At 70.3% G+C, this 26,152-nt stretch carries 18 protein-coding genes; 15 read left to right on the top strand and 3 right to left on the bottom strand.

The window, feature by feature from the left end:
• Window positions 1-54 precede the first annotated feature (54 nt).
• The 6 genes from BQ8420_RS10610 (at window position 55) to BQ8420_RS10635 (ending at window position 11,348) form a co-directional block, all read left to right on the top strand.
• Window positions 55-2,109 (top strand): hypothetical protein, encoded by a 2,055-nt coding sequence (locus tag BQ8420_RS10610; RefSeq protein ID WP_087097866.1) that lies wholly within the window; start codon window positions 55-57, stop codon window positions 2,107-2,109.
• On the top strand, window positions 2,099-3,400 hold the full coding sequence (locus BQ8420_RS10615; protein ID WP_087097868.1) for a hypothetical protein: 1,302 nt from the start codon (window positions 2,099-2,101) through the stop codon (window positions 3,398-3,400). Before BQ8420_RS10610 ends, BQ8420_RS10615 begins: the two co-directional genes overlap by 11 nt.
• Before the next feature lie 47 nt (window positions 3,401-3,447).
• A complete protein-coding gene (locus BQ8420_RS10620; protein ID WP_143847196.1) occupies window positions 3,448-5,406 on the top strand; it encodes a hypothetical protein in 1,959 nt (652 codons plus the stop codon).
• Complete coding sequence (locus tag BQ8420_RS10625; protein ID WP_235006053.1) at window positions 5,396-6,697, top strand: hypothetical protein; 1,302 nt, start codon at window positions 5,396-5,398, stop codon at window positions 6,695-6,697. Before BQ8420_RS10620 ends, BQ8420_RS10625 begins: the two co-directional genes overlap by 11 nt.
• 131 nt (window positions 6,698-6,828) lie before the next feature.
• The gene (locus BQ8420_RS10630; RefSeq protein ID WP_087097875.1) at window positions 6,829-9,162 is read left to right on the top strand and encodes a serine/threonine-protein kinase; all 2,334 of its coding nucleotides are present in this window, start codon (window positions 6,829-6,831) and stop codon (window positions 9,160-9,162) included.
• Between the two features lie 155 nt (window positions 9,163-9,317).
• Complete coding sequence (locus tag BQ8420_RS10635; protein ID WP_087097877.1) at window positions 9,318-11,348, top strand: serine/threonine-protein kinase; 2,031 nt, start codon at window positions 9,318-9,320, stop codon at window positions 11,346-11,348.
• 78 nt (window positions 11,349-11,426) lie between these two features.
• Here the strand turns inward: BQ8420_RS10635 and BQ8420_RS10640 are convergent, their stop codons facing one another.
• Entirely contained in the window at window positions 11,427-12,023 is a 597-nt protein-coding gene (locus tag BQ8420_RS10640) for a uridine kinase (RefSeq protein WP_087097879.1), read from the bottom strand.
• Window positions 12,024-12,141: 118 nt separating this feature from the next.
• Between BQ8420_RS10640 and BQ8420_RS10645 the strand changes: the two genes are divergently transcribed.
• The 6 genes from BQ8420_RS10645 to BQ8420_RS10670 all read left to right on the top strand — a co-directional run bounded on the left by BQ8420_RS10645 (window position 12,142) and on the right by BQ8420_RS10670 (window position 19,596).
• Entirely contained in the window at window positions 12,142-13,317 is a 1,176-nt protein-coding gene (locus BQ8420_RS10645; RefSeq protein ID WP_087097881.1) for an ROK family transcriptional regulator, read from the top strand.
• Between the two features lie 263 nt (window positions 13,318-13,580).
• Window positions 13,581-14,726 carry a sugar ABC transporter substrate-binding protein gene (locus BQ8420_RS10650; protein WP_087097884.1) on the top strand — a complete coding sequence of 382 codons (1,146 nt, stop codon included), beginning with the start codon at window positions 13,581-13,583 and terminating at the stop codon, window positions 14,724-14,726.
• A gap of 114 nt (window positions 14,727-14,840) precedes the next feature.
• On the top strand, window positions 14,841-15,641 hold the full coding sequence (locus BQ8420_RS10655) for an ATP-binding cassette domain-containing protein (protein ID WP_087097887.1): 801 nt from the start codon (window positions 14,841-14,843) through the stop codon (window positions 15,639-15,641).
• Window positions 15,638-16,915, top strand: a complete 1,278-nt coding sequence (locus BQ8420_RS10660; protein ID WP_087097889.1) for a sugar ABC transporter permease — start codon at window positions 15,638-15,640, stop codon at window positions 16,913-16,915. Before BQ8420_RS10655 ends, BQ8420_RS10660 begins: the two co-directional genes overlap by 4 nt.
• Window positions 16,916-17,524: 609 nt before the next feature.
• Window positions 17,525-18,787, top strand: coding sequence for a styrene monooxygenase/indole monooxygenase family protein (locus BQ8420_RS10665; protein ID WP_087097891.1), 1,263 nt, complete (start codon window positions 17,525-17,527; stop codon window positions 18,785-18,787).
• Window positions 18,788-18,825: 38 nt separating this feature from the next.
• Entirely contained in the window at window positions 18,826-19,596 is a 771-nt protein-coding gene (locus BQ8420_RS10670; protein WP_087097893.1) for a sulfite exporter TauE/SafE family protein, read from the top strand.
• Between the two features lie 103 nt (window positions 19,597-19,699).
• Here the strand turns inward: BQ8420_RS10670 and BQ8420_RS10675 are convergent, their stop codons facing one another.
• Window positions 19,700-19,906, bottom strand: a complete 207-nt coding sequence (locus BQ8420_RS10675) for a helix-turn-helix domain-containing protein (protein WP_087097933.1) — start codon at window positions 19,904-19,906, stop codon at window positions 19,700-19,702.
• Between the two features lie 55 nt (window positions 19,907-19,961).
• Here BQ8420_RS10675 and BQ8420_RS10680 point away from each other — a divergent pair, with 55 nt between their 5' ends.
• From BQ8420_RS10680 to BQ8420_RS10690, 3 genes are all read left to right on the top strand, one after another.
• Window positions 19,962-21,230, top strand: coding sequence for an RNA-guided endonuclease TnpB family protein (locus tag BQ8420_RS10680; protein WP_200815883.1), 1,269 nt, complete (start codon window positions 19,962-19,964; stop codon window positions 21,228-21,230).
• Between the two features lie 275 nt (window positions 21,231-21,505).
• The gene (dxs, locus tag BQ8420_RS10685) at window positions 21,506-23,434 is read left to right on the top strand and encodes a 1-deoxy-D-xylulose-5-phosphate synthase (RefSeq protein ID WP_087097897.1); all 1,929 of its coding nucleotides are present in this window, start codon (window positions 21,506-21,508) and stop codon (window positions 23,432-23,434) included.
• 53 nt (window positions 23,435-23,487) lie between these two features.
• A complete protein-coding gene (locus tag BQ8420_RS10690; RefSeq protein ID WP_087097899.1) occupies window positions 23,488-24,903 on the top strand; it encodes an FAD-dependent oxidoreductase in 1,416 nt (471 codons plus the stop codon).
• A gap of 35 nt (window positions 24,904-24,938) precedes the next feature.
• On the opposite strand, the gene BQ8420_RS32670 is transcribed toward BQ8420_RS10690, so the two are convergent.
• Entirely contained in the window at window positions 24,939-25,784 is an 846-nt protein-coding gene (locus BQ8420_RS32670) for a neutral zinc metallopeptidase (RefSeq protein ID WP_235006055.1), read from the bottom strand.
• Window positions 25,785-26,152 lie beyond the last annotated feature (368 nt).

Here is a 26,152-nt window from a genome sequence, read left to right on the forward strand (position 1 = left end):
CCACCCTCCCCATCTCCCGAAGAACCCGGCGGCGAGCCGAGACAGGATGACCGGATGTTGCCCCACCACCCCAGCGCGTCCCGTGCCGCGCCAAGGTTCGTCTCGGCGTCGTTGCTGGCCCTCCTCGTACTGCTGGGCGTCGCGCCGGCTCAAGCCGACACGGAGGGGTCCGTCGAGGACCGTGTGGGGGCGGCCGAGTACTACGCGGGCCTGTTGACCGAGGAGCCCGAGGGCGAGGCGGTCATCGTCGACGACTCGATCTCCGGCCTCTACGACCTGGACGAACTGGAGACGGACCTGCACGAGGCCTTCGCCCCGCTGGACGTTCCGTACTACGTCGTGGCCGGCGCCCTGCCGGGACACTCCACCATGCCCATGGACTTCCTGGCCGCGGTGCAGGACCGTGTCGGCCGGCCCGGCCTGTACGTCTACCTGCGACCGGGGTCGGCCGAGGTGACCGCGGTGGCCAAGGACGTGGGTCTGCCGGTGGAGAAGGCCAACAGGGTGCTCCTGGCCGAGGAGAACCTCGTCACCTACCTGCCCATCGACGCCGGCGCCGAACTCTTCGCGCGGACCCTGGTCGCCCCCGACCTCGATGAGAGGTTCGAGGAAAGGTGGGGTTCGCCCTGGCAGCGACTCGGACCGCTCTATTGGTGGGCGGAGTCGTACCTGCGCCCGCTGCGTATGGAGTCCCACGACAGTCCGGAACGACTCGGTGAGGCCACCGCCCTCACCGTGGGGGCGACCATCACCCTGGCCCTGGTGTTCGGGTCGGTGCGCTCGGGCCGCCGCCGGAACGCCATGGAGGCGGGTCACCCCGGCAGGCTCCGCGGCGACCGCGCACTGACGGCGGGCATGGTCCTGGCCACCGTCACCGGTGTCGTGGTCGTGGCCGCGTCCCTGGTCCACCTCGACCGGGGGACCCTGCCCGAGGACGTCGAGAAGGTCGCCCCCGTACCACCGGAGACGGCGCCCTACGTCGTCGACACCGTCCGTGTGGAGCGCGTCGCCGAGGCGCTGCGCGAGGACCCCTTCTACGTCGACCCGCAGACGGAGGTGGACACCGAGGGACTGGATCGGATCTCGGAGCGCGAACTCCCCGAGGACGTCCCGGCCTACGTCGCGGTGTTGCCGATGAACCCGCACGACGAGTCGGGCGGCGACGGGGAGATCTTCGCGCACGCCCTGCACCACGTCATGGACGAGGACGGGTTCTACGTCATCGTGCACGGCCGGGCGGGGGAGTCGGTCGAGGTGGACACGGCCCGCTTCGGCGTGGACTACGCGGACGGTGAGCGCGACCACGCGCACCTGGAGGGGCTCACCGGATACCTCGACGATTCCACGGCGGCGGAGTCCCTGGACGGCTTGCTGGACGTCGTGGAACAGGACGTGGTCGCGGCCCCGGGGGCTTCGGAGGTGCCCTACACGGTGGAGTCCCGGGCGAACCCGGACTCGGAATCCTCGCGTCTGTCCCGGTTCTTCTCCGGTGACTTCTTCGAGTCGATGTTCCTGATCGGGCCGATCGTCGCCGGCGTGCTCCTCGCCATCGTGTGGGGTGCGAACGGTCTGGTGCACCGGATGCGGGTCGCCCCCGGCCGCGCACTGCGACCTCGCGCCGACCGCGCGGTACGCCGCATGGCCAAGGCGCTCCAGGCGGCCCCGGCCGACCACCCCGGACGCGACGATGCCCTGCGCGAGTCCGACACGGCCCTGACCGTTCTGGCCGCCCACCCGGACGAACTCGACCTCGTCGGGGTCACGGTGCTGGCCGACCGGACCGTCCTTCGCCTCGACCCGGACCCGGAGACCGCGGCCCTGGCCGACGAACCCGTGTGCGCGGTCGACCCCCTGCACGGGGCGTCCGTGCGGCAAAGGGCGGTGCGCAAGAAGAAGGGGAAACGGCAGGTGGTGCTTCCACAACCCGTCTGCGCGTCCTGTTCCGCCCTACCGGAGTCCCGCCGACGTGGCCGCACCCTCCGGGTCACCGGCCCGGGCGGCGGCCGTGTCCCGTACCTGGACCTGGACCGGGAGTGGAACCGGAACGGCTTCGGGACCAAGTACCGACTCGACGTGGAAAACCTGCTGAAGGAGACCGATGTCCACTGACCACCGAACGGTGAGAGGCCGTCCGACCGCGGTCGCGGGCGCGCTCCTGACCGTGTTCTTCGTGACCGCCTTCCCCGGGGCGGCCACGGCCGACACCGAGACGGAGACGGTGAGCCCGACCGAACGGATCGTGGCCGAGCTGGAGGCCTCACCGGTCCACGTCGATCCCTCCTTCTCTTCCGCCCTGCCCGAGGAACGGGCGGACGCGCTGGAGGACCAGATCAATGGTTCCGAGGTTCCGCTCCGGGTGCTGGCCGTGCCGTTGATCGAAGGCGGCGACTGGTCCGGCGACGCGGAACAGATGGTCGCGGCGGTGCACGACCGGATCGGTGGCGAGGGGCACTACCTGGTGATGGACGGCCGGACCGTCTCGGGCCACGACTTCGAGACGGGCGGTGCGGATGACGACTCGCGCGCCTTCTACTCCGCCCTCACCGTCTCCTACGAACTCGAATACGACGACCGGGCCGTGGACAAGTTGGATCGGGCGGTGGAGATCGCGCTGACCGACGAACCCAAGGTGCTCTACGACGAGGCCGTGGCGTCCGAGGAGAAGGGGCTGACCGACTGGTTCTACTCCCTCGGCCCCGGGGGTTACTCGGCGGTCACGATCCTGCCCTGGGTCGTGGCCGTGCTCGCCCTGGTCGGACTCGGCTTCGGGGTGTACCGGTGGCGCAGGCCCCGCGCCGTGCCCACCGTGCCCCAGCACGCCGCCTTCGACAACGCCGGCCTGGCCCGGCGGGGTGAGTTGGTGCGCAAGGCGGAGCGGGAGCTGGTGGAGCTCGGCGAGCGCGTCGGTTCGGCGCGGACCCGCCCCGACGACCCAGAGGCGACCGAGGCGATGGGCCGGGCCCTGGACGCGCACGCGGCGGCCCGCAACGTCCACGACGGGCTTCCCGACGAGGGAGCGATGGAGGACATCGCCGGCGTGCTCGTGCTGTTGGACATGGCGGAGGACCACCTGGCCCGGGCCGTGCTCCCCGCTCAGAAGCGCGGCTCGGCGCGCGTGCGTTCGCACTGTTACGCCAATCCCCTGCACGGGACCGACGTCAAGGTGACGCGTTGGCGGGAGTTCGGTGGGTCAGCCGATATGCGGGTGCCCTTGTGCGCCGTGTGCGCCAAGGCCGTCCGGGATCGGGTCCGACCCACGGTGCTGGCCGCCCGGAACCAGGGGCGGGAGGTGCCCTACTACGAGGTGCCCGCCGAGGAGAGCGTGTGGGCGGCCACCGGTTACGGGGCGTTGCGCGATGACCTCGTAGAGCGGATTCTTCGAGGCGAGCACCGGCGTTGACCAGGCAGGATTGCTCTGGCCGGAGGCGCGAGGGCTATTATCGGCGCATGCCTGCGTCCCCACGGGCCTCTCGGTCCCTCCCCTGCCTTCCCCGAATCCCGGCCCTGCTGGCGGGCGCGCTGTTCGTCCTTTTCGCGGCAGCACCCGCCGCCATGGCCGAACCCGAGCCCGGCCCGGCCGAGGGGCGGGAGAATCCGCCCACCGTCGCGGAGCACTACACCGAACTGCTGTCCGAACAGCCCGAGGGCGCGGCGGTGGTGGTGGACGACGCGGTGGGCGGTGTGACGCAGCACGCGGAACTGGCCGAGGAGCTGCACGCGGCCTTCGCACCCCTGAACGTGCCCTACCACGTGGTGGTCTCCCCGTTCGTCGGTGCCGGCACGCCCGGTGGCATGGACGAGATCATGCCCGCCGTGCACGACCGACTCGGCGCCGACGGCGTCTACGTGCTCCTGCCGCCGAAGGGCATGTACACCGAGTTGCAGGTGTACGGGGCGGACCTGTCGGTGGACGGCGCCCGGGAAGCGGTGCGCGACGCGGAGGCCTACAGCGCGCCGGCCCAGGACGTGGCGTCGCTCGTGGCGGCCGGATTGGCCGGGGAGGAACCACCCGCGGTCGAGCTGGAACGTCGACCCGAGGGTTTCCTGGGTGAGATCGACCCGAACAGCTTCAACGGGCCCAACAACCTCGGGCTGTTGGTGGGGACCACGGGTGGGGCTCTGGTGATCATCGGGGGGTGGATCGCCTGGCGAGGGGTGCGACGCGGCCGGCGCGTGCTCCCCGTCGTCGCCGTGGCGGTCACGTTGGCGACCGCCGGTTCCGTGGTGGCGGGCGCCCACGTGTACACGATGAGCGCGCCGGTCGGCGGTTCGGAGGTCGCCGACCCCGAGGAACTGGCCCGCCTGGAGGCCCCCTACGTGGTCACCACCGACCGGGCCGAGCGTCTGGCCGCGGAGCTCACCGAGGACCCCCTGTACGTCGACCCGTTGTCGTCGCTGTCCCGAGAGGGCTTGGCGGAGGTCCGAGAGACGCTCACCGACGCCCCTGTCCCCGTCCACGTGGCCGTGGTGCCACTGGCGACCGATGACGAGGTCGAGGGCCAGGCCGAGGTTCTCGCGGCGGCCCTGGCCTCGGTGGCCGAACGGGACGGCGTCTACCTGGTCGTCGGCCCCGGAACCCACACCCCCGACGTCGGGGCCGCGGTGAGCGGACTGGACGTCGACCCGTACGCGCTGTGGTCGCCGATGAGTCGAATAGAGGAATCGTCCCTGCCGGCGATAGTGGAACAGGCCGTCACGGAGCTGGCCGAAGTGGACTTCACCCCCGGCGACGGGTTCGAGCCGCTCTTCACCGACCGTGAGCCGAACCTGCCCGAGCCGCGCGCCGAACGCTTCTGGGGAGGGGAGGGGTTCGTCCCCGGCGTGCTGCTCTTGGGACCACTCCTGGCCGGCCTCGTCATCGGCCTGAGCTACCTGACCCTGTACCTGAGGAAGCGGACCGGCGAGGGTTCTCTGATCACCGTGATGGGACCGAACCGGTTGCGCCGGATGGCCTCCGGGGAGGCCGACCGAGTGCGCGAGCTGCTCGACCGGGACCCGGAGGCCATCCCGGAGAAGTTCATGCGACAGGCGGAAGCGGTGCTCCTGCTCGCCGATCGTGACCTCGCAACACTCGACCTGTTGGGTGTCGTGGTGTTGGGCCGCAGGGTCCGGGCCGTCGCCGAGCGCCCGGACGCGGCCACCGGTCCCTGCGTGGTCAACCCGCTGCATCCGTTCTCCACGCAGAGCTACGCCACCCGTGCGGCGGGCGGCAGCGGGTACCTGTGCTCGTCCTGCGCCCGACTCTCGGAGGACGAGCGCCTCGCGAGGGTCCTGAAACTGCGCACCACGACCACGGCGCACTCCTACCGGAAGTCGTCGAAGGACCCGTGGATCAGCCACGCCTTCGGCGTGCACAAGCCCGTTCGGATGATCGGACGGCTACTTGAGGAGAACCGTGTCCACTGAATCGCGCACCCCTCGCCGGAGCCCGTGGGTGATGCTCCGCGCATCGGTCCCCGCTCTGGTCCTGGCCGTTTCGGCGGCCTTCGCCCCGGCGGCCCTGGCCGACACCACCGAGGGGGCCGCCGAGAGCGAGGCGACCCCGGCGGAGGCCATCGCCGAGAGCCTGGGGGAGTCGCCCGTCCACGTCGACCCCGCCTACGAGGACGCCTTCGCCGTCGAGGCGCGCGAACGTGTCGCCGAACGGATCGGCGAGAGCGATCTCGACCTGTACGTCATCGTCGTCCCGCTCACCGAGGGCGACACCTGGAACGGTGAGAGCGAGGCCGTGGCCTCGGCCGTGCACGACCGCACGGGCGGCGGAGAGGGCCACTACCTGATCTACAACAGTTCGGGCGGTCTGGACGGCCACGACCTGGGCACCGCCTCGGACGACTGGACCAAGCCCGCCTTCCACGGGGCGCTCGCCGCGAGCTACGAGACCATGGGCGGCCAGAGCCTCATCCCCACCGAGGTGGACGCCGCGGTCGAGGCGGCCCTGTCGGAGGACCCCGAAGCCGCCTACGAGGCCGCCATGGCCGACTACCAAGAGGAACGCGGCACGAGCGATGACTCCGCCCCCACTACGCCCATGAACCCCGTTCTGCGAAACGTGGGCCTGGTCGTCCTGGTGGGGCTGGTCGGGTTCGGGATCTCCCTGTTCCTGGTCCGGACGCGGCGGCGTTCGGCCACGCCCGTCGCCCAGCACGCCGCGTTCGACAACGCCGACCGTGCCCGCCTGGAGTCCGTCGTCGAGAACGGGGCACGCGACCTCATCGAACTGGGGGAGCGCCTCCAAGCCGCCGACCGGGTCGACCCACAGGACCTGTCCCGGGCCCTGGACGCCCGCGACGCCGCCGCCCGGGTCCACGACCGCATGGTCGCCGAAGGCCCCACCCTGCCCGACGCGGTGGGTGTACTCGTCCTCTTGGATCTGTCCGAGGACGCCCTGGTGGGGCGGCGAAGCCCGCGCAGGCCCTGTTACGCCAATCCGCTGCACGGCACCGAGACCAAACCGACCCAGTGGCGTGAATTCGGCGGCTCCCGTACCATCCGGGTGCCCCTGTGCGCCGAGTGCGCCCGCGCCGTACGCGGCCGGGTCCGTCCCACGGTGCTGCCCGCCCCGCACGACGGGGAGGAGATCCCTTACTACGAGGTGCCGGCGGAGCAGAGCGTGTGGGCGGCCACCGGTTACGGCACCCTCCGGGACGACCTGGTGGAACGGGTCCTGCGCGGAGACCACTCCGGGCGCCGGTAACGTCCCGACATCGATTCGGGCTCCGGAGGGAACCCGGGCGGGGCATGCACGGTCCCACCTTTGTGACACCCTGACGGGGGAGGCCCCGCGGGGCCTGTGGGAGACACGACGAGCAAGAGACGGGGCAGGCTGTGGACGACCCCCGGAACCAGGACGCGCACGAACGCGTGATCGGTGGTTACCGGCTGCTGAGGTCCCTTGGACGCGGTGGATTCGGTGAGGTGTTCCTCGGCGAGGCCGAGGACGGCGGTCGTGCGGCGGTCAAGCTGCTGCACGTCAGTTGGTCCGGCGACCAGGACATGCGGCGGCGCTTCGCCGCGGAGGTGGAGCAGGCGCGCCGGGTGAGCGAATTCTGCGTGGCGCGGATCCTGGACGCCGACCTGGAGGCCGAGCAGCCCTGGATCGCCTCCGAGTACATCGACGGACCGACGCTTCAGGACTCCGTGCAGACCGAGGGGCCCCGCTCCGGCAGCGAGTTGCAGCGGTTGGCGGTGTCCACGGCGACGGCGTTGGCGGCCATCCACGCCGCCGGTGTGGTGCATCGGGACCTGAAACCGGACAACATCATGCTGGCGTCGGACGGGCCCCGGGTGATCGACTTCGGTATCGCGCGAGCGGTGGAGGCCACCTCGGTGACCGCCAGCGGCGTGGTCGGCACCATCGGCTACATGGCACCCGAACAGTTGGAGGGTGCCCGCCTGACCGCGGCCGTCGACGTGTTCTCCTGGGCCGCGGTGATGGTGTTCGCCGCCACCGGCCGGGAGGCGTTCCCGGCACCCACCCAGGCTGCCCGCATCGCACGCATCCTCGCAGGCACACCGGACCTGGAGGGCGTGGAGGGTCCCCTGGTGGGCGTTCTCGCCGGTTGCCTGAACAAGGACGCCGACGCCCGCCCGGACGCCTCCACCCTGTTGCGGCACCTGATCGCGGGCCCGGCCGGTGGAAGCACACCCACCGGAGCCCGACCGGTATCCACGCCACCCGCCGCGGTGGAGGCCCCGGACGCGACCACGGTCACGCCCGCACCGGACGCGATGACCCGCGTCGGGGTGGACCGGACCCGCGTGGCCGAGCATCCGCCCGCCGGCGTCGTGCCGGTCGACCCCACCCGAGTGGCCCGGGTCGACCCGACCCGGGTCGCGGGCGTGGACCCGGGTGGAACGGCGGGCCCGGGTGCGGCCGTGGGCCGGTCACCGGCCACGACCCCACCGGGGCGGCCATCGCCGGCCCCGCCCCACGGGCGGACCGCGGAGTCCGGCCCGTACCCGGTGGGCGCGTCCTTCTCCGCCGCGCAAGCCCAGGGCCCGATGGTCCATCCTCAGAACCAGGGCGCCCCGTTCGGGGCCCCGAGCACGCCGGCGCCCTCGGGCCTGGTCCCCCCGTACCACTTCGCCGGCGCCCGCTTCCAGGACGCGGGCACGCTGGCCGAGACCATGCAGCGCGACTGGTCCGCCGCGGTCCAGGTCTTCAACGACCCGGCGGAACGCTCCGTCCTGGGCGCCTGGATCATGAACGACCTGGGCGACACCACCATCGACCGATCCCTGTTCCGCCGTCAGGTGGGCGACGCCAACCTGGCCGTGGCCTCCTTCATCTCACAGCTGCGCCCCGACCTGCCCCCGGTCTTTCGCGGGCGGGCCGTCGCCATGAGCGACCTGCGGTCCCTGTTCGCCGACCCGCGCCCGCTGCTCACCGGAGCCCCGCGGGCCAACGAGATGGTCCTCCTGGCCCGCCCCGAGCTCCTACGGATCCTCGGCGCGCATCAGAGTCCCGAACCAGGGGCGCACCACCGCCTGGCCGAGAACCTGGACGGGGCCGAACGAGCCGGCAACGCCTTGTGCGCCCGCCTGGCCGAAGAACTGGAGGGCTGGCGATCGACCAGGGTCACGGTCAACCCGGCGCTGGTCATGGCCTTCCTCCTCACCCCCGACCAGATGACCCCGCCCGGTGACGGCCGCGACAGCGCGGTGGCGGACTGGGTGGACATCCTGTGGCGGTCCGTGATCGGCGCGGAACTCCCCGACTCCGCCGGGTACGCCGCCGCCGTCCACGCCGCCATGCCCACCGTCCAGGCACTGTCCCGCCAGCGCCACTACTGGGAGGGGCGCCACTCGGAGGTCTCCGGGGCACACGAGGCCCTTGAGGACAAGGTGACGTTCCAGCAGCGGATGCACAGGGCGGCACAGGCGTGCAAGTACGGAATCGTGGCCCTGCCGGTCGGTTTCGTACTCGGGTTGGCCGATGGGGGAGGGTTCGCCGAGTTCCTGTTCGGGCTCGGCGTGCTCGCCTTGGTGGGCGCGGTCGGCGTGAGCGTCACCAACTGGGTGATGTGCGGTGGCGCGGCCCGTCGGGCCCAACGGGTCATGGAACTCCAGCACTCCCGCCAGCAGCTGCCCCAGCTGAACCACGGGGTGAGCCGGATCCGCTCCGACCTGGAACGTGCCCGGCGGATCACCTCCGGCTGACCCGATCGTTTCGTCCGCACGTACTGTAGGAACTGCACATCGGCTCGTGTCCCGGATGAGCGAATGCTGATTTCGGCGGTTCGCCCGGGCGAGCTCGTCCGCGCGACCCCCGAGCGCGGCTACCCCCGAACGCACGACCCAAGAGAGGCTGCTTCGTGAGCGAGGCCACGGAGAAGGTCGGCCCCGGACGCACGGTCGGCCGATACCGGCTGGTCAGAAGGCTGGGCATAGGTGGATTCGGTGAGGTCCTCCTCGGTGAGGCCGAGGACGGGACCCGCGCGGCGGTCAAACTGCTGCACGCGACCTGGTCCGATGACCAGAACATGCGGCGGCGCTTCGCCGCGGAGGTGGAGCGGGCGCGCAGCGTCGGTGGTTCCTATGTCGCCGAGATCCTCGACGCCGACCCCGACGCGGACCGACCCTGGATCGCGTCCGAGTACATCGACGGCCCCACCCTGCAACAGGCGGTCACCGAGAACGGCCCCCGTACCGGTGGCGACATGCGGCGGTTGGCGGTGTCCTCGGCGACGGCGTTGGCGGCGATCCACGCCGCCGGTGTGGTGCATCGGGACCTGAAGCCGGACAACATCATGCTGGGGTCGGACGGGCCGCGGGTGATCGACTTCGGTATCGCGCGGGCCATCGAGGCCACGTCGGTGACCGCCAGCGGCATCGTCGGGACGGTCGGGTACATGGCCCCCGAGCAGTTGGAGGGCACACGCATCGGTACCTCGGTGGACGTGTTCTCCTGGGCCGCGGTGATGGTCTTCGCCGCCACCGGCAAGGACGCGTTCCCCGGGCCCAGCCAGGCCGCCCGCATCGCGCGGGTTCTGGGAGGGAAGCCCGACACCGGCGATCTGTCCGGGCCGCTGTTGGAGATCATCCTGGCCTGCCTGGCCAAGAAACCCGAGGACCGGCCCGACGCGCGGACTCTGCTGCGGCACCTGGTGGAGGGCACCGCCCCCGTTCGGACCACGCCGGTGGAGCAGCCGCCGAAGGACGCTTCGGCCCTTCCCGGCGCACATCCGGCGGGTACGCACTCGGCCGGTTCGTGGGGGGTGCCCGAGGACCAGGCGGGGCCGGAACGTTCCATCGGCGGGGACGTTCCTCCGTACCACTTCGCCGGTACCCGTTTCACGAATGTGGCGGATCTGGCCGCCGCCTTCCAACGGCACTGGCCGGAGGCGCTGCGGATCTTCGCCGACCGTGCGGAGTTCGCGACCCTGGGGTCCTGGGTGATGGAGGACCTGAGTGACACCGAGGTCGACCGTGCCCTGTTCCGTCGGGAGATCCGCGACGTCAACCTCGCCCTGGCCACCTTCATCGCGGAGGCGAACCCGGCACTGCCGCCACGCTTCCGTGACCACGACGCGTCCGTCACCGGACTTTCCGTGCTCTTCCACGACCCCCGGCCCCTGGGCACCGGCGACCCGACCGACAACGAACTGCTCCTGCTGGCCAGACCCGAGGTGCTGCGCGTGATGGCGCGGCACGAAGGCGAGGACTCCGACCGGCTGCGCTCGCTGGCCGAGGAGCTGGCACGGGCCGAGCGTGCGGGCACGCACTTCCTCCGTGAACTCACCGAGGGACTCACCGGCTGGGGGAGTATCCGCTCCCAGATCGATCCCGCACTGACTCTGGTGTTCCTGTTGCACCCCACGGCGCTCGTCGCACCGGATCCCGGGTCGAGACCCTGGGCTCGGGAATGGTTCAGGGTGCTCTGGTCCCGGGTGGAGGCGAGCCCGGGTGCGGACCGTGCCGGTGCGGGCGCCGCGGTCCACGGCTCCGCGAGCACGGTGGTGCACCTGGCCGCCGAGCGTCACCGCTGGGAGGGGGATCTCGCCGCGCACCGGTCCGCGTCCTCGGGACAGGGCGATAGGAAGGCCGCGCGGATGGGCATGCTGTGGCTCGTGACGTTGGCGTTGACGTTCTCCCTGGTCTCCTGCGTGTCGGGAGCCGCCACGGGTGTGGGCCCCGCCATCGCGCTCGGGGTCCTGTCGTGCGTGCTGTTCGTGCTGCTGCTGGCGGGCTGGGTGGGGATGGAGTTCCGATCCCACTCCAAGGATCAGAACCTGGAGAAACAGAAGTCGTCGATGGGGCAGCACTACGAGCGGGGCCTACGGATGATGGACCAGGACCTGGCACGGGCGCGGCAGATCTGTTCCGGGCCCGCCGCCTCGCGCTGATCCGAGCACACCAGGCCCCTTTCGGCCGGAGGGTGTCGTGTCCCCGGGGCCCGGAACGCATCACCGGCGGTGTGACGGTCACGGGTTGTCGACCACCAGGTCGGCACGTTCGCGCGGGTGGTCGAGCGAGTACAACGCCTCCTCCTGGCGGGCCCACGCCTTCCGGAAGGGCGCGTACAGGTCGGCGTCCTCCCGAGCGTCCAACCGGGCCCGGCGCACGTGGTCGGGGGCCGAGACCCACACCAGGACGTCGCTCCACCCGCGCACGGCGCCCGCTCCGGAACCGCACCCCTCCACGAGCAGGGTCCCGCCCGCACCCAGGTCCTCGGGCAGGGTTCGCCACCCTTCCTCGAAGGCGCCGCTCTCCCAGTCATAGCGCCGCCATGCGGCCGTCCGCCCCTCGGCGAGGGGCCCCAACACCCAGGTCCGCAGCAGTTCGGGAGCCCGTGCGAGCCCCTCCCAGCCCGGGTAGAGGTCCTCCATCGTCAGCGTCGCCACCGGTTCTCCGAGTGCGACCAGTTCGCTCCGCACCCGTTCGGCCACCGTGCTCTTGCCCGAACCCGAACGCCCCTCCACCGACACCACGCGTACCCGATGTCCGTGTCGTGGCACCACCGACACCCTCCGTGCCACCCGAGCGGCCCACTCCACCTCGTCCGTCCGCACCCGAACCATGTACCGGTCCCTCGACTCCCCGTGTGGGCGGGCGGCCACGCGTCCCCGCCCGCTTTTAAGGCTTGTAACATTCGATCGAGCATCAGTGCCAGCACAGTCGACCACAAAGGGGTACGCGGTGACCGAGGCCGACACGACCCCCGGGTCGCAGTCAGCGCTGCGTCAGGCCAACGAGCGGCGCGTGGTCGAGGTACTGCGACGCGACGGTACCCGGACCCAGGCCGAACTGGCACGTGCCACCGGGCTGTCCGCGGCGAGCGTCTCCAACATCGTGCGCGGTCTGCGCTCCGCGGGCGCGGTCTCGGTGCGCAACACCTCCTCGAACGGTCGACGCGCGCGTGCCGTCACGCTACTGCGCCCACCGGGGACGGTGGTGGCCCTCGCCTTCACGGTCGACCGGATCTCCGTGGCCGTGGGGGACAGCGACGGCAACCCCCTGGCCGGCGAGGAGATCGAGTACGAGGTGACGACCGATCCCGAACGCGCCGTGCGCCGGGCGGCCTGGCTGGTCGAGACCACCCTGCTCCGCGCCCGGATCGATCCGGGTCGGGTCGGGGCGGTCGTGGCCTCGGTGCCCGCACCCATCGACCCGGGCACCGGGGTGGTCGGGGACATCTCCTGCGTGCCCCGTTGGGCCGGGTTCCGGCCGGGGCCGGCCCTGTCGGAGCGTCTGGGTTCGCCCGTACTGGTGGAGAACGACGCCAACCTCGCGGTGACGGCCGAGCGCGCCTTGGGCGCGGCCCAGGGCGTCGACCACGTGATCCGGCTCGTGTTGGACGTGGGGGTCGGCGCGGGCATCGTCATGTCGGGGCAGCTCTTCCGGGGGGCCGGTGGAACCGCGGGCGAGGTCGGGCACATCGGCCTGGACCAGCGGGGACAGGTGTGCCGTTGCGGTAACCGCGGCTGCCTGGAGACCTTCGTCGGGACCGATTACCTGATGCACATGCTGCCCCGTGACTCCTTCCGTGGCGCCGGCCCCGGGACCGCGGGTCTGGCGGGCGTGGTGGACGCCGCGTTGGAGGGCGACCCGGGCAGCCGCAGGGTGATCGCCGAGGCCGGGACGGCTCTGGGGCAGGGAACGGCGATCATCGCCAACCTGTTCAACCCGGAGCTGGTGGTGATCGGTGGGGAGTTGGCCGCGGCGGGCGACCTCCTGCTCGACCCGATGCGCAGGGCCATGGAGCTGGGAACGCTGGGCAGCGCCCTGTCCGATCTTCGGGTGGTGGCCAGTACCCAGGGCGCCGACGCGGCGCTTCGTGGCGCTCTGCTCATGGCTTCTCACTCCCTGGCCTGAACCCGGGGCCGCCCGTTGTCGCGGCCTGAACGGTCGGGTCGTGTTCCCGGTCGGCCGTAACAGATGATCACATACCCTCGAAGCGGCTCTGACCTGCCCTTTTATTGTCTTCATGTGGTGAAGCTAATACTCGTGATGTTTCGGTTATGTGTTCACTAGTTGACGGCAAGGCCTGTGCGGGGTTCTACTTCACAACAGCACTCGCGAGTTCCCACCCCGCACCACCCCCACCCCGTACAGGCATCCTTGAGAGGTAACGCGTCGTGAACACACAACGCCTCCACCCCCGACGTACGGCCGCCCTCGGGCTGGCCGCCGCCGGGGCCGCCCTGGCCCTGCTCACCTCGGCCTGCGGCTCGCTCACCACCGACGGCGCCGAAACCGAGTCCCAGGAACACACCCTGGACGAGGGCTTCCACGTCGGACTCCTCCTGCCCGAACTCCAGACCGCCCGATACGAGGCCTTCGACCGGCCCTACTTCGAGGAAGCGCTCGGAGATCTCTGCCCCGAGTGCGAGTTCTCCTACGCCAACGCCGACCAGGACGTCGACGAGCAGCAGACGCAGGCCCAGGCGATGCTGACCGACGGTGTCGACGTGCTCGTACTCGGCGCCGTCGACTCCGAGGCCGCCGCGGGCACCGTCAACGAGGCCCAGTCCCAGGGCGTGCCGGTCGTGGCCTACGACCGCCTGGCCCAGGGCGGCGCCGACATGTACGTCTCCTTCGACAACGTCCGGGTCGGCCAGGTCCAGGCCGAGGCGCTGATCGGCGCCCTGGAGCAGGAGGGCACCGCCGGCGACGGTTCCATCGTCATGATCAACGGCTCGCCCAGCGACCCCAACGCGGGCGACTTCAAGGCCGGCGCCCACGAGATCTTCGAGGACCAGGTGGAGATCGGTCAGGAGTTCGACACCCCCGACTGGTCGCCGGACGAGGCCAACAGCCAGATGGAGGGCGCCATCACCTCCCTGGGACTGGACGAGATCGTGGGCGTGTACTCCGCCAACGACGGCATGGCCGCGGGCATCGTCTCCGCGCTGCGCAGCGCCGGAGTCTCGGTGGAGGACCTGCCCCCGGTCACCGGCCAGGACGCCGAACTGCACGGCATCCAGCGCATCATCTCCGGTGAGCAGTACATGACCGTCTACAAGGCCATCCGGCCCGAGGCCGAGCTCGCCGCCGCCATGGCCGTCTCCCTGGCCACCGGTGAGGAACTGGAAGCGGGCGAGCACGCGGTCACCGAGACCGAGGATGCCGACGGCGAGATGGTTCCGTCGGTCCTGCTGGAGCCCGTCTCCGTCACCGAGGAGAACATCGGCGACACGGTCGTCTCCGACGGCTTCTACAGCATCGAGGAGATCTGCACCTCCGACTACGAGGACACGGACTTCTGCAAGGAAGCCCTCTAAGCACCGGGTCATCCGGGTCGGCCCGGGCCCGTGCCGTCGGGGCCGACCCTTCGGGGGACGCCCCGGCGAGGAGGCCCGCCCTCCTCGCCGGGACGAGAGAAGAGACGAATCAGCATGAGCACACCCATCCTGGAACTATCCGGGATCTCCAAGACCTTCGGGGCCGTACGCGCCCTCAGCGAGGTCGACTTCCACGTCGGTGCCGGAGAGGTCGTCGCCCTACTCGGTGACAACGGCGCGGGCAAGTCCACACTGGTCAAGGTCATCTCGGGCGCGCACCCCGCCGACAGCGGCGGCGTCATGACCTGGGACGGAACGCCGGTCACCATCGGGACCCCGGCCGACGCCCAGCGCCTGGGCATCGCCACCATCTACCAGGACCTTGCCCTGTGCGACAACCTCGACATCGTCGGGAACCTCTTCCTGGGCAACGAGCGACTGCACTTCCCGGGCACCCTGGACGAGGTCGAGATGGAGCGCCGCGCCGTGGAGCTCCTCGACTCCCTGTCGGTGAGCATCCCGAGTCTGCGCGTCCCCGTCGCGGCACTGTCCGGCGGCCAGCGCCAGATCATCGCGATCGCCCGTTCCCTCCTGGGTCAGCCCCGCGTGGTCATGCTGGACGAGCCGACCGCCGCCCTGGGCGTCGCCCAGACCGCGCAGGTGCTCGACCTCATCGAACGGCTGCGCGACCAAGGGCTGGGAGTGGTCCTGATCAGCCACAACATGGCCGATGTCCGGGCGGTCGCCGACCGCGCCATGGTCCTGCGCCTGGGGCGCGACGCCGGTGACTTCCCCATCGCGGAGACGAGTTACGAAGAGATCGTGGCCGCCATCACGGGCGCCTCGGACAACCCGGTATCCCGCCGTTCCACCCGCACCGGCTCATCGGCCACGGCCACGAAGGACAAGGAATGAGCCAGCAGACACACGCAACAGAAGACGCCGAGGTGAACGGGGAGAACACCGGAGCCCGGCGTGACCCTCGGTTGCTGGCCACCGTCGCCTCACCCAGCGGGTGGTTGGAGGCGGTCAAGCGCAGCCTCAAAGGAGGCGAACTCGGGCCCGCCCCGGTCATCGTCGGCCTCATCCTGATCGGCATCGTCTTCCAGTCGATGAACGACCGGTTCCTGTCCCCGCAGAACCTGTCGAACCTGACCGTCCAGATCGCCGCGGTGGGTTTGATGACCACCGGCGTGATCATGGTGCTGCTGCTGGGCGAGATCGACCTGTCCATCGGCTCGGTCGCGGGTCTGTCCGCCGGTGTCCTCGCGGTCCTGGCGGTCCGCCATGGGGTATCGGAGTGGATCGCGATCGGTGTGGCCGTGGGCATCGGCCTGCTGGTCGGTCTGCTCCACGGTTTCATCTTCGCCAAGATGGGCGTCCCGGCCTTCGTCGTCACCCTCGCCGGTCTGTTGGGCTGGCAGGGGCTGCACCTGAACCTGATGGGCAGCGACGGCAGCATCAACACCAGCGCCACCGGCCCCATCGCGATGCTGACCCAGACCTACTTCGTTCCCGTGGTGGGCTGGTTCCTGGTCGCCGTGGCGTTGATCGTGTACCTGGTCTCCGTCCTGCTGGTCGAGCGGCGTCGTCGACAGGCGGACCTGCCCTACAAGCCGCTCGTCGAGGTGCTCTTCCGCGCCTTCCTGCTGGCCCTGCCGCTCATGGGCGGTGTGTGGATCCTCAACCAGTACAAGGGCGTGCCGCTGGCCTTTCTGATCTTCGTGGGTTTCGTGGTCATCCTCGACCTGGTCCTGCGCAAGACCCGTTACGGGCGCATGGTCTACGCGGTGGGCGGTAACTCCGAGGCGGCACGGCGTGCCGGTATCCGGGTGGACTTCGTCCGGATCACGGTGTTCGGCATCGCTTCGATGCTCGCGGCCATCGGCGGTGTCATGTTCGTCTCCCGTAACTTCGCGGCGAGCGTGTCCACCGGTGGTGGCGAGGAGCTGATGATGGCCATCGCCGCGGCCGTCATCGGCGGAACCAGCCTCTTCGGTGGGCGCGGCAACGCCTACTCGGCGCTGCTGGGCGGTCTGGTCCTCGGCGCGATCACCTCGGGGCTGCTCCTGCTGCAGATGGACACCTCCGTCCGGTTCATGATCACCGCCGCGGTGCTGCTCATCGCCGTCATCCTGGACGCGATCTCCCGTCGTGGACGCAAGACCCACGCCAGGGGCGGTGGCTGAGGGACCGCACCGGAGCGGCGCTCGCGCGTCGCCCACAAGACCTCTCCTGGAGGATGAGAAGGACGGGTTCACCCCGGACCCTCCTTCGAGGCCCGGGCCGGCCACACTCCCACCGGCCCGGGCCTTCGTCATGTCCTGGTGGGGAAGGGCCGACCGGTCCGGGACGGCAGGGGTGTGAACTGTGTCCCTTTCTCGGCGGAGGGGCGTCGGGGCACCCGGTGCGCACGGCGCTCGTCGTGCGCGACACCGGCCCCGCGGGCACCGGGCATCGCCGTGAACGTGAAGTGCGCCCCGGGTGCTCGCTCTGACCTGTGTCGACGCTGCGACGCGCGCGGGGGGAGTGGTTCCGGGTCCGGTCGTCCACGGTGACCCCGATCACGAGGGGTCGGGGGCCCCTTGGTCCCACCGCGTCGGGGGCGAAGGTCCCGTGGTCGAGGGGTGCGCCCGGGGCTCGTGCGAGCACTGCTAGCTTCGCTCGATGAAGCCACCGGCCGTGATGGGGGCGTCGCCCACCAGGACGACGTGTCCCGGCTCGGTCGTGCCCGAATCCTGGGCTTGGAGACCACTCTGCCCCGTGGCCTCTCCGGCGCACGGGTGCGAAGGAGACACATGCGCAAGATCCTCGTCGTCGGTGCCGGACAGTCCGGGCTCCAGTTGGCCCTCGGCCTGCTCTCGGAGGACTACGACGTGACCCTGGTCGACCCCAGGGGCCCCGACGAGGTCAGGGCGGGTGGCGTGATGTCCACGCAGTGTCTGTTCGGACCCGCGCTGCGCCGGGAACGCCGCCACGGACTCGCCTTCTGGGATGACGAGGCGCCCGAGGTCAACGGTGTCGGAGTGCGGGTGGCCGCGCGGCGGGGCGGGGGTGTCCCCGACGTGGACTGGGTGGGGCGTCTGACCGAACCCGCCCGGTCGGTCGACCAACGGCTCAAGCTCGCGACCTGGTTGGAGCTGTTCGTCCAGGGCGGTGGTCGCTTCCTGCGCCACCGGGTCAGCCGGGCGGAGATGGAGGCGCTCGGCACCGAATACGACCTCGTGGTGGTCGCCGCGGGCCGGGGCGGGCTCGCCGAGATCTTCCCCCGCGACACGCGGCGCTTCCACTTCGAGGAACCTCAGCGGCGCCTGGCACTGGCCTACGTGAGCGGGGGCGAGGAACACCCGGCCGGGGGAGTCCTCGCGCGCACCGTGGTCCCCGAAGCGGGGGAGGTCTTCACCCTGCCCACCTTGTCGCTGAACGGCCCCTGCCACGCCGTGATGGTGGAGGCGGTACCGGGCGGTCCGCTGGATCGCCCCCTGCCCCGGGGTGCCACCGGAGACGTCGTGCTCGCCGGGCTGCTGGACGTGATGCGCCGGTACGCGCCCTGGGAGTACGAACGCTTCTCCAGCGCCCGCCTGGCCGACCCCAGGGCAGCCCTGTACGGCGGCTACGTCCCGGTGGTCCGTGAACCCGTGGTCCGGATGCCGGGAGGGACGCTCGTTTGGGGGATGGCCGACTCCGTGGTCTCCAACGACCCCATCACCGCCCAGGGCGCCAACATGGCGTCGCTGTGCGCCGACGTGTACCGGCGTGCCATCGTCGACCACGGTGGCCGCCCCTTCGACGAGGCGTTCATGCGCGGGGCCTTCGATACCTATTGGCGCAGCGCCCGACAGGTGACCGCCTGGAGCCGGGTGATGCTGTCCGGGCCGCCCCACGTGTGGGAGCTGTACCGGTTGGCCGAACGGCACCGGCCCACCGCCGACCGGTTCGCCGACTCCTTCAGCGACCCCACCGGGCTGATCGACTGGTTCCTGCATCCCGAACGTGCGCTGGAGTACGTGGACGGGATCCGGCGCACCACCGACTTTTCATCCCATCTTCCTACCACCTGAATCCGACCGGGTGAGGGGGGATATAGCTTCTTCCCTTGATGCTCGCTGAATTCCTCACACCCACCGCTCACGGACTGTTCGGCCAGATCGACCCGTGGGTCTTCCTCCTCCTCACAGCGACCGCGGTCCTGGTCGGGGCCGCCGTCCAGAGCATGGTCGGGCTAGGCCTCGGCCTGGTCGCCGCCCCCGTCATCTCCTTCCTCGACCCCACGCTGATGCCGGGAACCCTCCTGATCAGCGCGAGCGTCCTTCCGGTGCTCACCCTCCTGCAGGAGTGGCGTCAGGTGGACTGGCGCGGTATGGCGTGGGGACTTCCGGCCCGCGTTCCGGGCACCCTGATCGCCGTTTGGGTCGTGGCCGGGCTCGAACCCCGGGCCCTGGCGGCGTTCGTCGGGGTGATGGTGCTGGTGGCCGTCGCACTGACCGTGCGTTCCTTCAAGGTCCATGTCACCCCGTTCTCGCTGGTCGTCGCGGGAACGCTCTCGGGTTTCACGAGCACCGCCACCTCCGTGGGCGGCCCTCCGATGGCCCTGGTCTACCAGAACGAGCCGCCGGAGAAGGTCCGCGCCACCCTGGCCGTGTTCTTCCTGTTCGGTGGGTTGTTCTCCCTGGCCGCCCTGGTCGTGGGCGGCCAGATCGACACCCGGACCACCGCCGTCGGCCTCTCCGTGATCCCCTTCATCGGCCTCGGCTTCTTCATCGGGAACCGGCTGCGTCGCAGAGTGAACCCGGCCCGGATGCGCGCCGTCCTGCTCACCGTGGTGTCCGTCTCCGCCGTGGGACTTCTCGCGCAGGCCGCACTCGGATAGCCTCGGCACCCGTGGCCCCGGCACGCCCGTTCTCGGAGTTCCGGGGTAAAGACGGTGGCGAAACCGAGTAATCTACCGAATGTCCGCGAGAGGGCCGTGCTCTTCAGGCCGGGGGTGAATCGCGTTTGCCTCGGGCGGGGTGGTCCTTACGCCAATCCAGCAGTGCTTGCCGGTCGAACAGCAAGGTGCGGCCGATTTTGGTCGGCTGTGGGAAGTCTTTGAGGCGTCGGACGTAGATGTACACGGACTCTCGCTCGACGCCAAGGAGATCGGCAGCCTGTTGGGTGGTGGCCCACCCTTCAATGTTCATAGTCAGTATGGTATTCGGTAGGCTGTTCATGGTCAGATTGAACAAGGGGGTTGGTGTGGAGATCCAGCGCGGCATCAAGTTCCGCCTGTACCCGACCCCCGAACAAGCCGAAGCCCTCCAAACGCAGGGGCACGCCGCCCGTGCCATGTGGAACCTGCTGCACGACTGGTGGACATGGGGAGGCCGTTCGCGCCGCCCCAGCCTCACCCTCGCCGACAAAGCCATCCGGCAGGCACGCAAAGACATCCCTTGGCTGGCGGGTCTTCCCGCGCAGGCTGCTCAGCAGGTGTTGAGGCAGTACCACCGCGCGTGGGTGAACTGCTGGGAAGGCCGGGCTGAAACACCTCGGTTCAAGTCCCGAGTCCGGTCGAAGATGACCGTGGACCTCCCCCAAGGTCGAGACTTGAACATCACCCGGCTGTCCGGCCGCTGGTCTATTGTGAAGGTTCCCAAGGTCGGTGTGGTGCGGTTCCGAGCCCATCGCCCCATCCCCGGCAAGGTCACCGGAGCGCGTGTGGTGCGGGAGGCCAACGGGTGGCACATCGTGCTCCGCGCCCACTGGGAACAAGACGACCCCGCCCCTCACACCGGGCCGACCGTGGGCATTGATCGGGGTGTCGTGGTGCCGTTGGCGCTGTCGGACGGAACCGACTACACCCACCCGCAGTGGTCCAACCCCAAGCAGTCGGAGCGTTTGGTCAGGTTGGAGCGCCAGGCCGCACGGCAACGCCGTTCCCATAAACCTGGTGACTCGACGTCGAACCGGTTGAAGGCCACCTACGACAAAATCCACGGCCTTCGTGCTCGTCTCACCCGGAGGCGCGCGGACTGGCAGCACAAGACCACCCACACCCTCGCCAGCGTCTACAGCCTGATCGGGTTGGAGGACCTGAACATCGCCGGGATGGTCCGCTCCGCACGCGGAACCGCTGAGACCCCCGGCGAGCAGGTCCGTCAGAAGGCCGGGCTGAACCGGTCCATCCAGGGCGAGGCATGGCACCAGTTGCACACCCAACTCACGTATAAGACCACCGAACGCGGCGGCCGTGTGGTCGTTGTTCCTGCCCCTGGCACTTCCCAGAGGTGCCACATGTGCGGGTTCGTGGATGCGAGGAACCGTAAGAGCCAAGCGGTCTTCGCCTGCACCAACCCCACCTGTGGATGGGTCGGAAACGCTGACACCAACGCCGCGAAGAACACCCACTTCGCCGCTCTCCAAGCAGCGAAGCCAACCGCGCCGGGAAGCGGCGTGGCAGGACGTGGAGCCCTCCAGCCGTTGGGCGGGGCGTTGAAGCGTCAACCGAAGCGAAAGGCAACGGCATGACCGACCTTGAGCAGGAAGCCCCCGCGTTCACGCGAGGGAGACTTCACGCCGGAACCGGTGTGACGGTGGATCCCTTCGTGACGTCTCACGAGAGGTACCGCCGTGCTCCCCACGGGTGGTGTTGGATCCCCGACTTCGGGGTACCCGGCGGAACCCATGGACGAGGGCCCATAAACTCGGGTATGTATACCTGCCGGTAGCCAAGGCCGCCCCGAGACCGGGGACGCTTCTGGCAAACGTAAGCGGACACGCGGGACGAGGGGACTGACGAGACAGTGACACTGTTCGAGTCGATACAGAATCCGGAAGCGCTCAAGAGGCTTTCGGCCGATCAGCTCCCTGTGCTGGCCCGGGAGATCCGGGAGTTCTTGATCCGGTCGTGCTCGGAGACCGGTGGGCACCTGGGCCCCAGCCTGGGCGTCGTCGAGCTGAGCATCGCCCTGCACAGGGTGTTCGACTCGCCGAGCGACCCCATCCTCTTCGACACCGGCCACCAGGCCTACACGCACAAGGTCCTCACCGGCCGGCACGACTTCACGAACCTCAAGTCCGAGGGCGGGCTGTCGGGCTACCCCTCTCGTGCCGAGTCCGAGCACGACTTCATCGAGAACTCCCACGCCTCCACCGCCCTCTCCTACGCCGACGGCATGGCCAAGGCCAACGAGGTCCAGGGCCGCACCGACCGGACCGTCGTCGCCGTCATCGGTGACGGCGCGCTCACCGGTGGAATGTCCTGGGAGGCTCTCAACAACATCGCGGAGAAGAAGAACCGCCGCCTGGTCATCGTCGTCAACGACAACGGCCGCTCGTATTCGCCCACCACGGGCGGTATCGCCGACCACTTGGCCTCGCTGCGCATGGCCCCCGGCTACGAACAGGCCCTCGACCTCGCCAAGACCACCCTCCACCGCACCCCGGTGGTCGGCCAGCCCATCTACGAGGCCCTCCACGGCCTCAAGAAGGGCCTCAAGGACACCATCCAGCCGCAGATGATGTTCGAGGACCTGGGCCTGAAGTACCTCGGCCCCATCGACGGCCACGACGAACAGAGCCTGGAGAAGTCGCTGCGCCGCGCCCGCGACTTCGGCGGGCCGGTGATCGTCCACGTCCTCACCCAGAAGGGCAAGGGCTACGCCCCCGCCGAGAACCACGACGAGGACCAGTTCCACGCCCCCGGCCCCTTCGACATCGACACCGGCAAGTCCAAGCCCGGGCCCAAGGTGGAGAAGTGGACCGGCGTCTTCGCCGAGACCATGGTCGAACTGGGCGCCGAGCGTGAGGACATCGTCGGCATCACCGCCGCGATGCTCCACCCCACCGGCCTCAACAAGTTCGCCGACGCCTACCCCGACCGGATCTTCGACGTCGGCATCGCCGAACAGCACGCCGCCACTTCCGCCACCGGCATGGCGATGAACGGGCTGCACCCGGTGGTCGCCGTCTACGCGACCTTCCTCAACCGCTGCTTCGACCAGGTGCTCATGGACGCCGCCCTGCACCGTCAGGGCGTCACCTTCTGTCTGGACCGCGCCGGAGTCACCGGCAACGACGGGGCCAGCCACAACGGCATGTGGGACATGTCCATCCTCCAGGTCGTGCCCGGGCTGCGCCTGGCCGCTCCGCGCGACGCCACCCGCCTGCGCACGCTGCTGCGCGAGGCCGTGGCCGTGGAGGACGCTCCCACCGTCGTGCGTTACCCCAAGGGCGCCGTCGCCGAGGAACTGCCCGAGATCGGCAAGGTCGGTTCCATGGACCTGCTGCGCCGGGCCACCGACGGCGGCCACTCCAAGGACCTGCTCATCGTGGGCGTGGGCACCATGGCCCAGGTCGCCTGTGAGGTCGCCGACCGCATGGCCGACCAGGGCATCGGCGTCACCGTCATCGACCCGCGCTGGGTCAAGCCCCTGGACGAGGCCTTGGTGGCGGAGGCCGCCGCGCACTCCGTGGTCGCCGTGGTGGAGGACAACGGCCGCACCGGCGCCGTCGGCGACGCCGTGGCCCGTCTGCTGCGCGACCACGAGGTGGACGTGCCCGTGCGCACCTTCGGCATCGAGCAGGAGTTCCTGGACCACGCCAAGCGCGACCGGATCCTCCAGCAGCAGGGCCTGACCCCGCAGGAGCTGTCCCGCAAGCTCACCGAGACGGTCTCCCGTCGCGGCGAGGGCGCGGGCGACGCCCGCGAATTGGCCGACGAAACCGCCTGACCTCGGGCTCTGGCAGCATCGGATGGAAGCTTCGGTGCTGCCAGAATGGGGCCATGACCTCTTCCGAACCCGAGCAGAACCTCGAATCGCCCGAACCGGAGGAGGCCGCCCCGCTCAGGGTGGCCGTGATCGGCTCTGGCCCCGCCGGTATCTACACCGCCGACGCGCTCACCCGTCAACGTGGGGTCCCCGTCCGTGTGGACGTCCTCGACCGACTGCACACCCCCTACGGACTGGTCCGCCACGGCGTCGCCCCCGACCACACCAAGATCAAGGGTGTGGCCAGGGCGCTGCGCGGGATCCTGGAGCATCCCCACGTGACCTTCGTCGGCGGGGTCGAGTTCGGATCCGACCTGACCCGTGAGGACCTGGCCCGCTCCCACCACGCCGTGGTGTACGCCACCGGCGCCAGTGTGGACCGGCGCATGGGGATCCCCGGCGAGGACCTGCCCGGAAGCGTGGCCGCCACCGACTTCGTCAACTGGTACTGCGGCCACCCCGACAGCGATCTCGAACGCTTCGTCCTGGACGCCGAGGAGGTCGCCGTGGTCGGGGCGGGCAACGTCGCCCTGGACGTGGCCCGCATCCTGGTCAAGACCGCGGACGAACTCCGCCACACCGACATCCCCCAGCCCGTCTTGGACGTGCTGTCCCGGAGCCGGGTCCGTACCGTGCACGTACTCGCCCGACGCGGACCCCTCCAGGCCAAGTTCACCGCACCCGAGCTGCGCGATCTGATGAAGCTGCCGGACGTGGACGTGGTCGTGCGTCCGGACCAGGTCGACATCGACCTCGCCGATGTGGGCGCCGACCGGCCGGGGCTACGCGAGGTCGCCAAGGCCTCCCGCACCAACCTCAAGCTGCTGCGCGAACAGGCCGAGCGCGCGCCCCAGGGGCGTCCGCGCCGGATCGAGTTCCATTTCTGGACCCGCCCCGAGCGAGTCCTGGGCACGGACGGGGTGGAGGCGCTGCGGGTGGAGCACACCCGTCTGGACGACCGGGAACGGCTGGTGGACACCGGGGAGCACTCGACCCTGGACGTGGGCATGGTGCTGCGTTCGGTCGGCTACGCGGGCGTGCCCTTGGCCGGGGTGCCCTTCGACGAGCGCGTACGCACCGTCCCCCAGGAAGAGGGACGGGTGTTGAACGGTGGGGGGAGCAGAGTGCCGGGCGACTACGTCGCCGGGTGGATCAAACGCGGCCCCACCGGGGTGATCGGTACCAACAAGTCCGACGCCGCCGCGACCGTGCGTTCCCTGCTGGCCGACGCCGACGCCCTGCGCGCCGGGGTGCCCGAACCGGTGGGTCTGGTCGAGCTCCTCGCGGAGCGGGGGCTGACCGCCAGCGACTACCAGGGTTGGCTGCGCATCGACGAGGCGGAGGCGGGGCTCGCCGCCGAGCTCGACCGGGGGCCACGGGTCAAACTCGGTGGTTGGGAGGCCTACCGCAAGGCGTTGGGCCGCGGCTGAGGGGTTCTCCGGGGGAGTGTTCCGTGGAGCATCCCCTAACCGACCTGGTGCGGTTCGGCGCCGTAGGTGTTGCAACCGTTCACGGTCTCCCCCTCCCAACCCGCCTCCAGCCACAGTGTGCGGCTGGCGGCGCTGCCGTGGGTGTCCAGATCGCCGCCGTCGTTGAAGTGCCGGTTGACGACGTCGAGGGCGTCACTTCCGGGATCGACCATGCCGCGCAGCGCGATCCCGGCCATGCATTCGGCCTGTAGTTCGGTACGGCGCAGCGTGTCGAGTTCGTCGGCCGCGTTGCCCGCGCTGCGGCGCAGGTCGTGGGAGACCCGCAGGATTCCGGTGGAGTTCTGGACGTGGTGGGCGTATTCGTGGCCCATCAGGGCCAGCCACACGACCTCGCGTTCGTCCGCGGGGATGAACTCCGACACCTCGCGCACGTTGGGCAGGATCACGGTGATGGTGCTGACGTCGCTCTCGTAGTAGGCCAGGGTGAAGGCGTCCTCCGTGTCGCTGTCCAGGCCCTCGCCGATGACGGTGACGTCGGGCAGGGCGGGGACGAGCCGGAGTTCTTCCATGACCGGTGCCCACAGCTCGTCCAGACAGTTCCCGGCCTCCCGTGAGAACCCCTCCCAGGATTCGTCGGATTCGACGTCCAGGTCGGGCAGGTCGCAGTCGATCGGCGGTGGCGTGGTCATGTCGTACAGCGGGTGGTCGATCAGGTCGATCTCGGCGGGCGCCGGCCGGGCGAGCAGTTCCCGGTCCCGAAGGGCGGACAGATCGGTTCCCCCGGGGGAGGACTGCTGCTGTGGTGTGTTGACCACGACCACCACGCCGGCGATGAGGGCGACCAGTGCCATCGAAGCGGCGGCGAAGGCAGCGATGAGCACGCCCTTGCCCCGGTCCGGACGCCGAGGCGGCGGGTACCACGTCGGTGGCCCCCAATGCGGATACCACGGTGGTCCCTGCGGGCCGGGGCCTCCGGGGCCGCCGTGTGCCCAGGCCGCCGGCGGGGGAGTCCCGGGGAACGCTTGCGGGGGCCACGGCGCCCGTGCGGTTCCAGGGGCCTGTGGTGCGCCAGGGGCGTGCGCGTGGGTGGCGCCCGGACCCTGTGGCGGGTGCGGGTTCGGAGCCGCCTGAGCCGCCCACGAGGCCGGAGGGGCCACGGGCCCTCGCGGCGGTGCGCCCTGTGGAGTTCCACGCGGATCCTGCGGGGCGCCTGGAGCGTGCGCGCCCTCCGGGGCCCGTGGGGCCTCGG

It is taken from the genome of Nocardiopsis sp. JB363, from assembly GCF_900143625.1.
In the GTDB taxonomy this organism is placed as follows: domain Bacteria; phylum Actinomycetota; class Actinomycetes; order Streptosporangiales; family Streptosporangiaceae; genus Nocardiopsis.

Bases quoted from the DNA above. Each gene is read 5' to 3' on its own strand.
- BQ8420_RS10615 (WP_087097868.1), top strand. From the start codon at position 2,099: ATGTCCACTGACCACCGAACGGTGAGAGGCCGTCCGACCGCGGTCGCG.
- BQ8420_RS10640 (WP_087097879.1), bottom strand. From the start codon at position 12,023: ATGGTTCGGGTGCGGACGGACGAGGTGGAGTGGGCCGCTCGGGTGGCA.
- BQ8420_RS10675 (WP_087097933.1), bottom strand. From the start codon at position 19,906: ATGAACATTGAAGGGTGGGCCACCACCCAACAGGCTGCCGATCTCCTT.
- BQ8420_RS10620 (WP_143847196.1), top strand. From the start codon at position 3,448: ATGCCTGCGTCCCCACGGGCCTCTCGGTCCCTCCCCTGCCTTCCCCGA.
- BQ8420_RS10610 (WP_087097866.1), top strand. From the start codon at position 55: ATGTTGCCCCACCACCCCAGCGCGTCCCGTGCCGCGCCAAGGTTCGTC.
- BQ8420_RS10665 (WP_087097891.1), top strand. From the start codon at position 17,525: ATGCGCAAGATCCTCGTCGTCGGTGCCGGACAGTCCGGGCTCCAGTTG.
- BQ8420_RS10670 (WP_087097893.1), top strand. From the start codon at position 18,826: ATGCTCGCTGAATTCCTCACACCCACCGCTCACGGACTGTTCGGCCAG.
- BQ8420_RS10655 (WP_087097887.1), top strand. From the start codon at position 14,841: ATGAGCACACCCATCCTGGAACTATCCGGGATCTCCAAGACCTTCGGG.
- BQ8420_RS10660 (WP_087097889.1), top strand. From the start codon at position 15,638: ATGAGCCAGCAGACACACGCAACAGAAGACGCCGAGGTGAACGGGGAG.
- BQ8420_RS10690 (WP_087097899.1), top strand. From the start codon at position 23,488: ATGACCTCTTCCGAACCCGAGCAGAACCTCGAATCGCCCGAACCGGAG.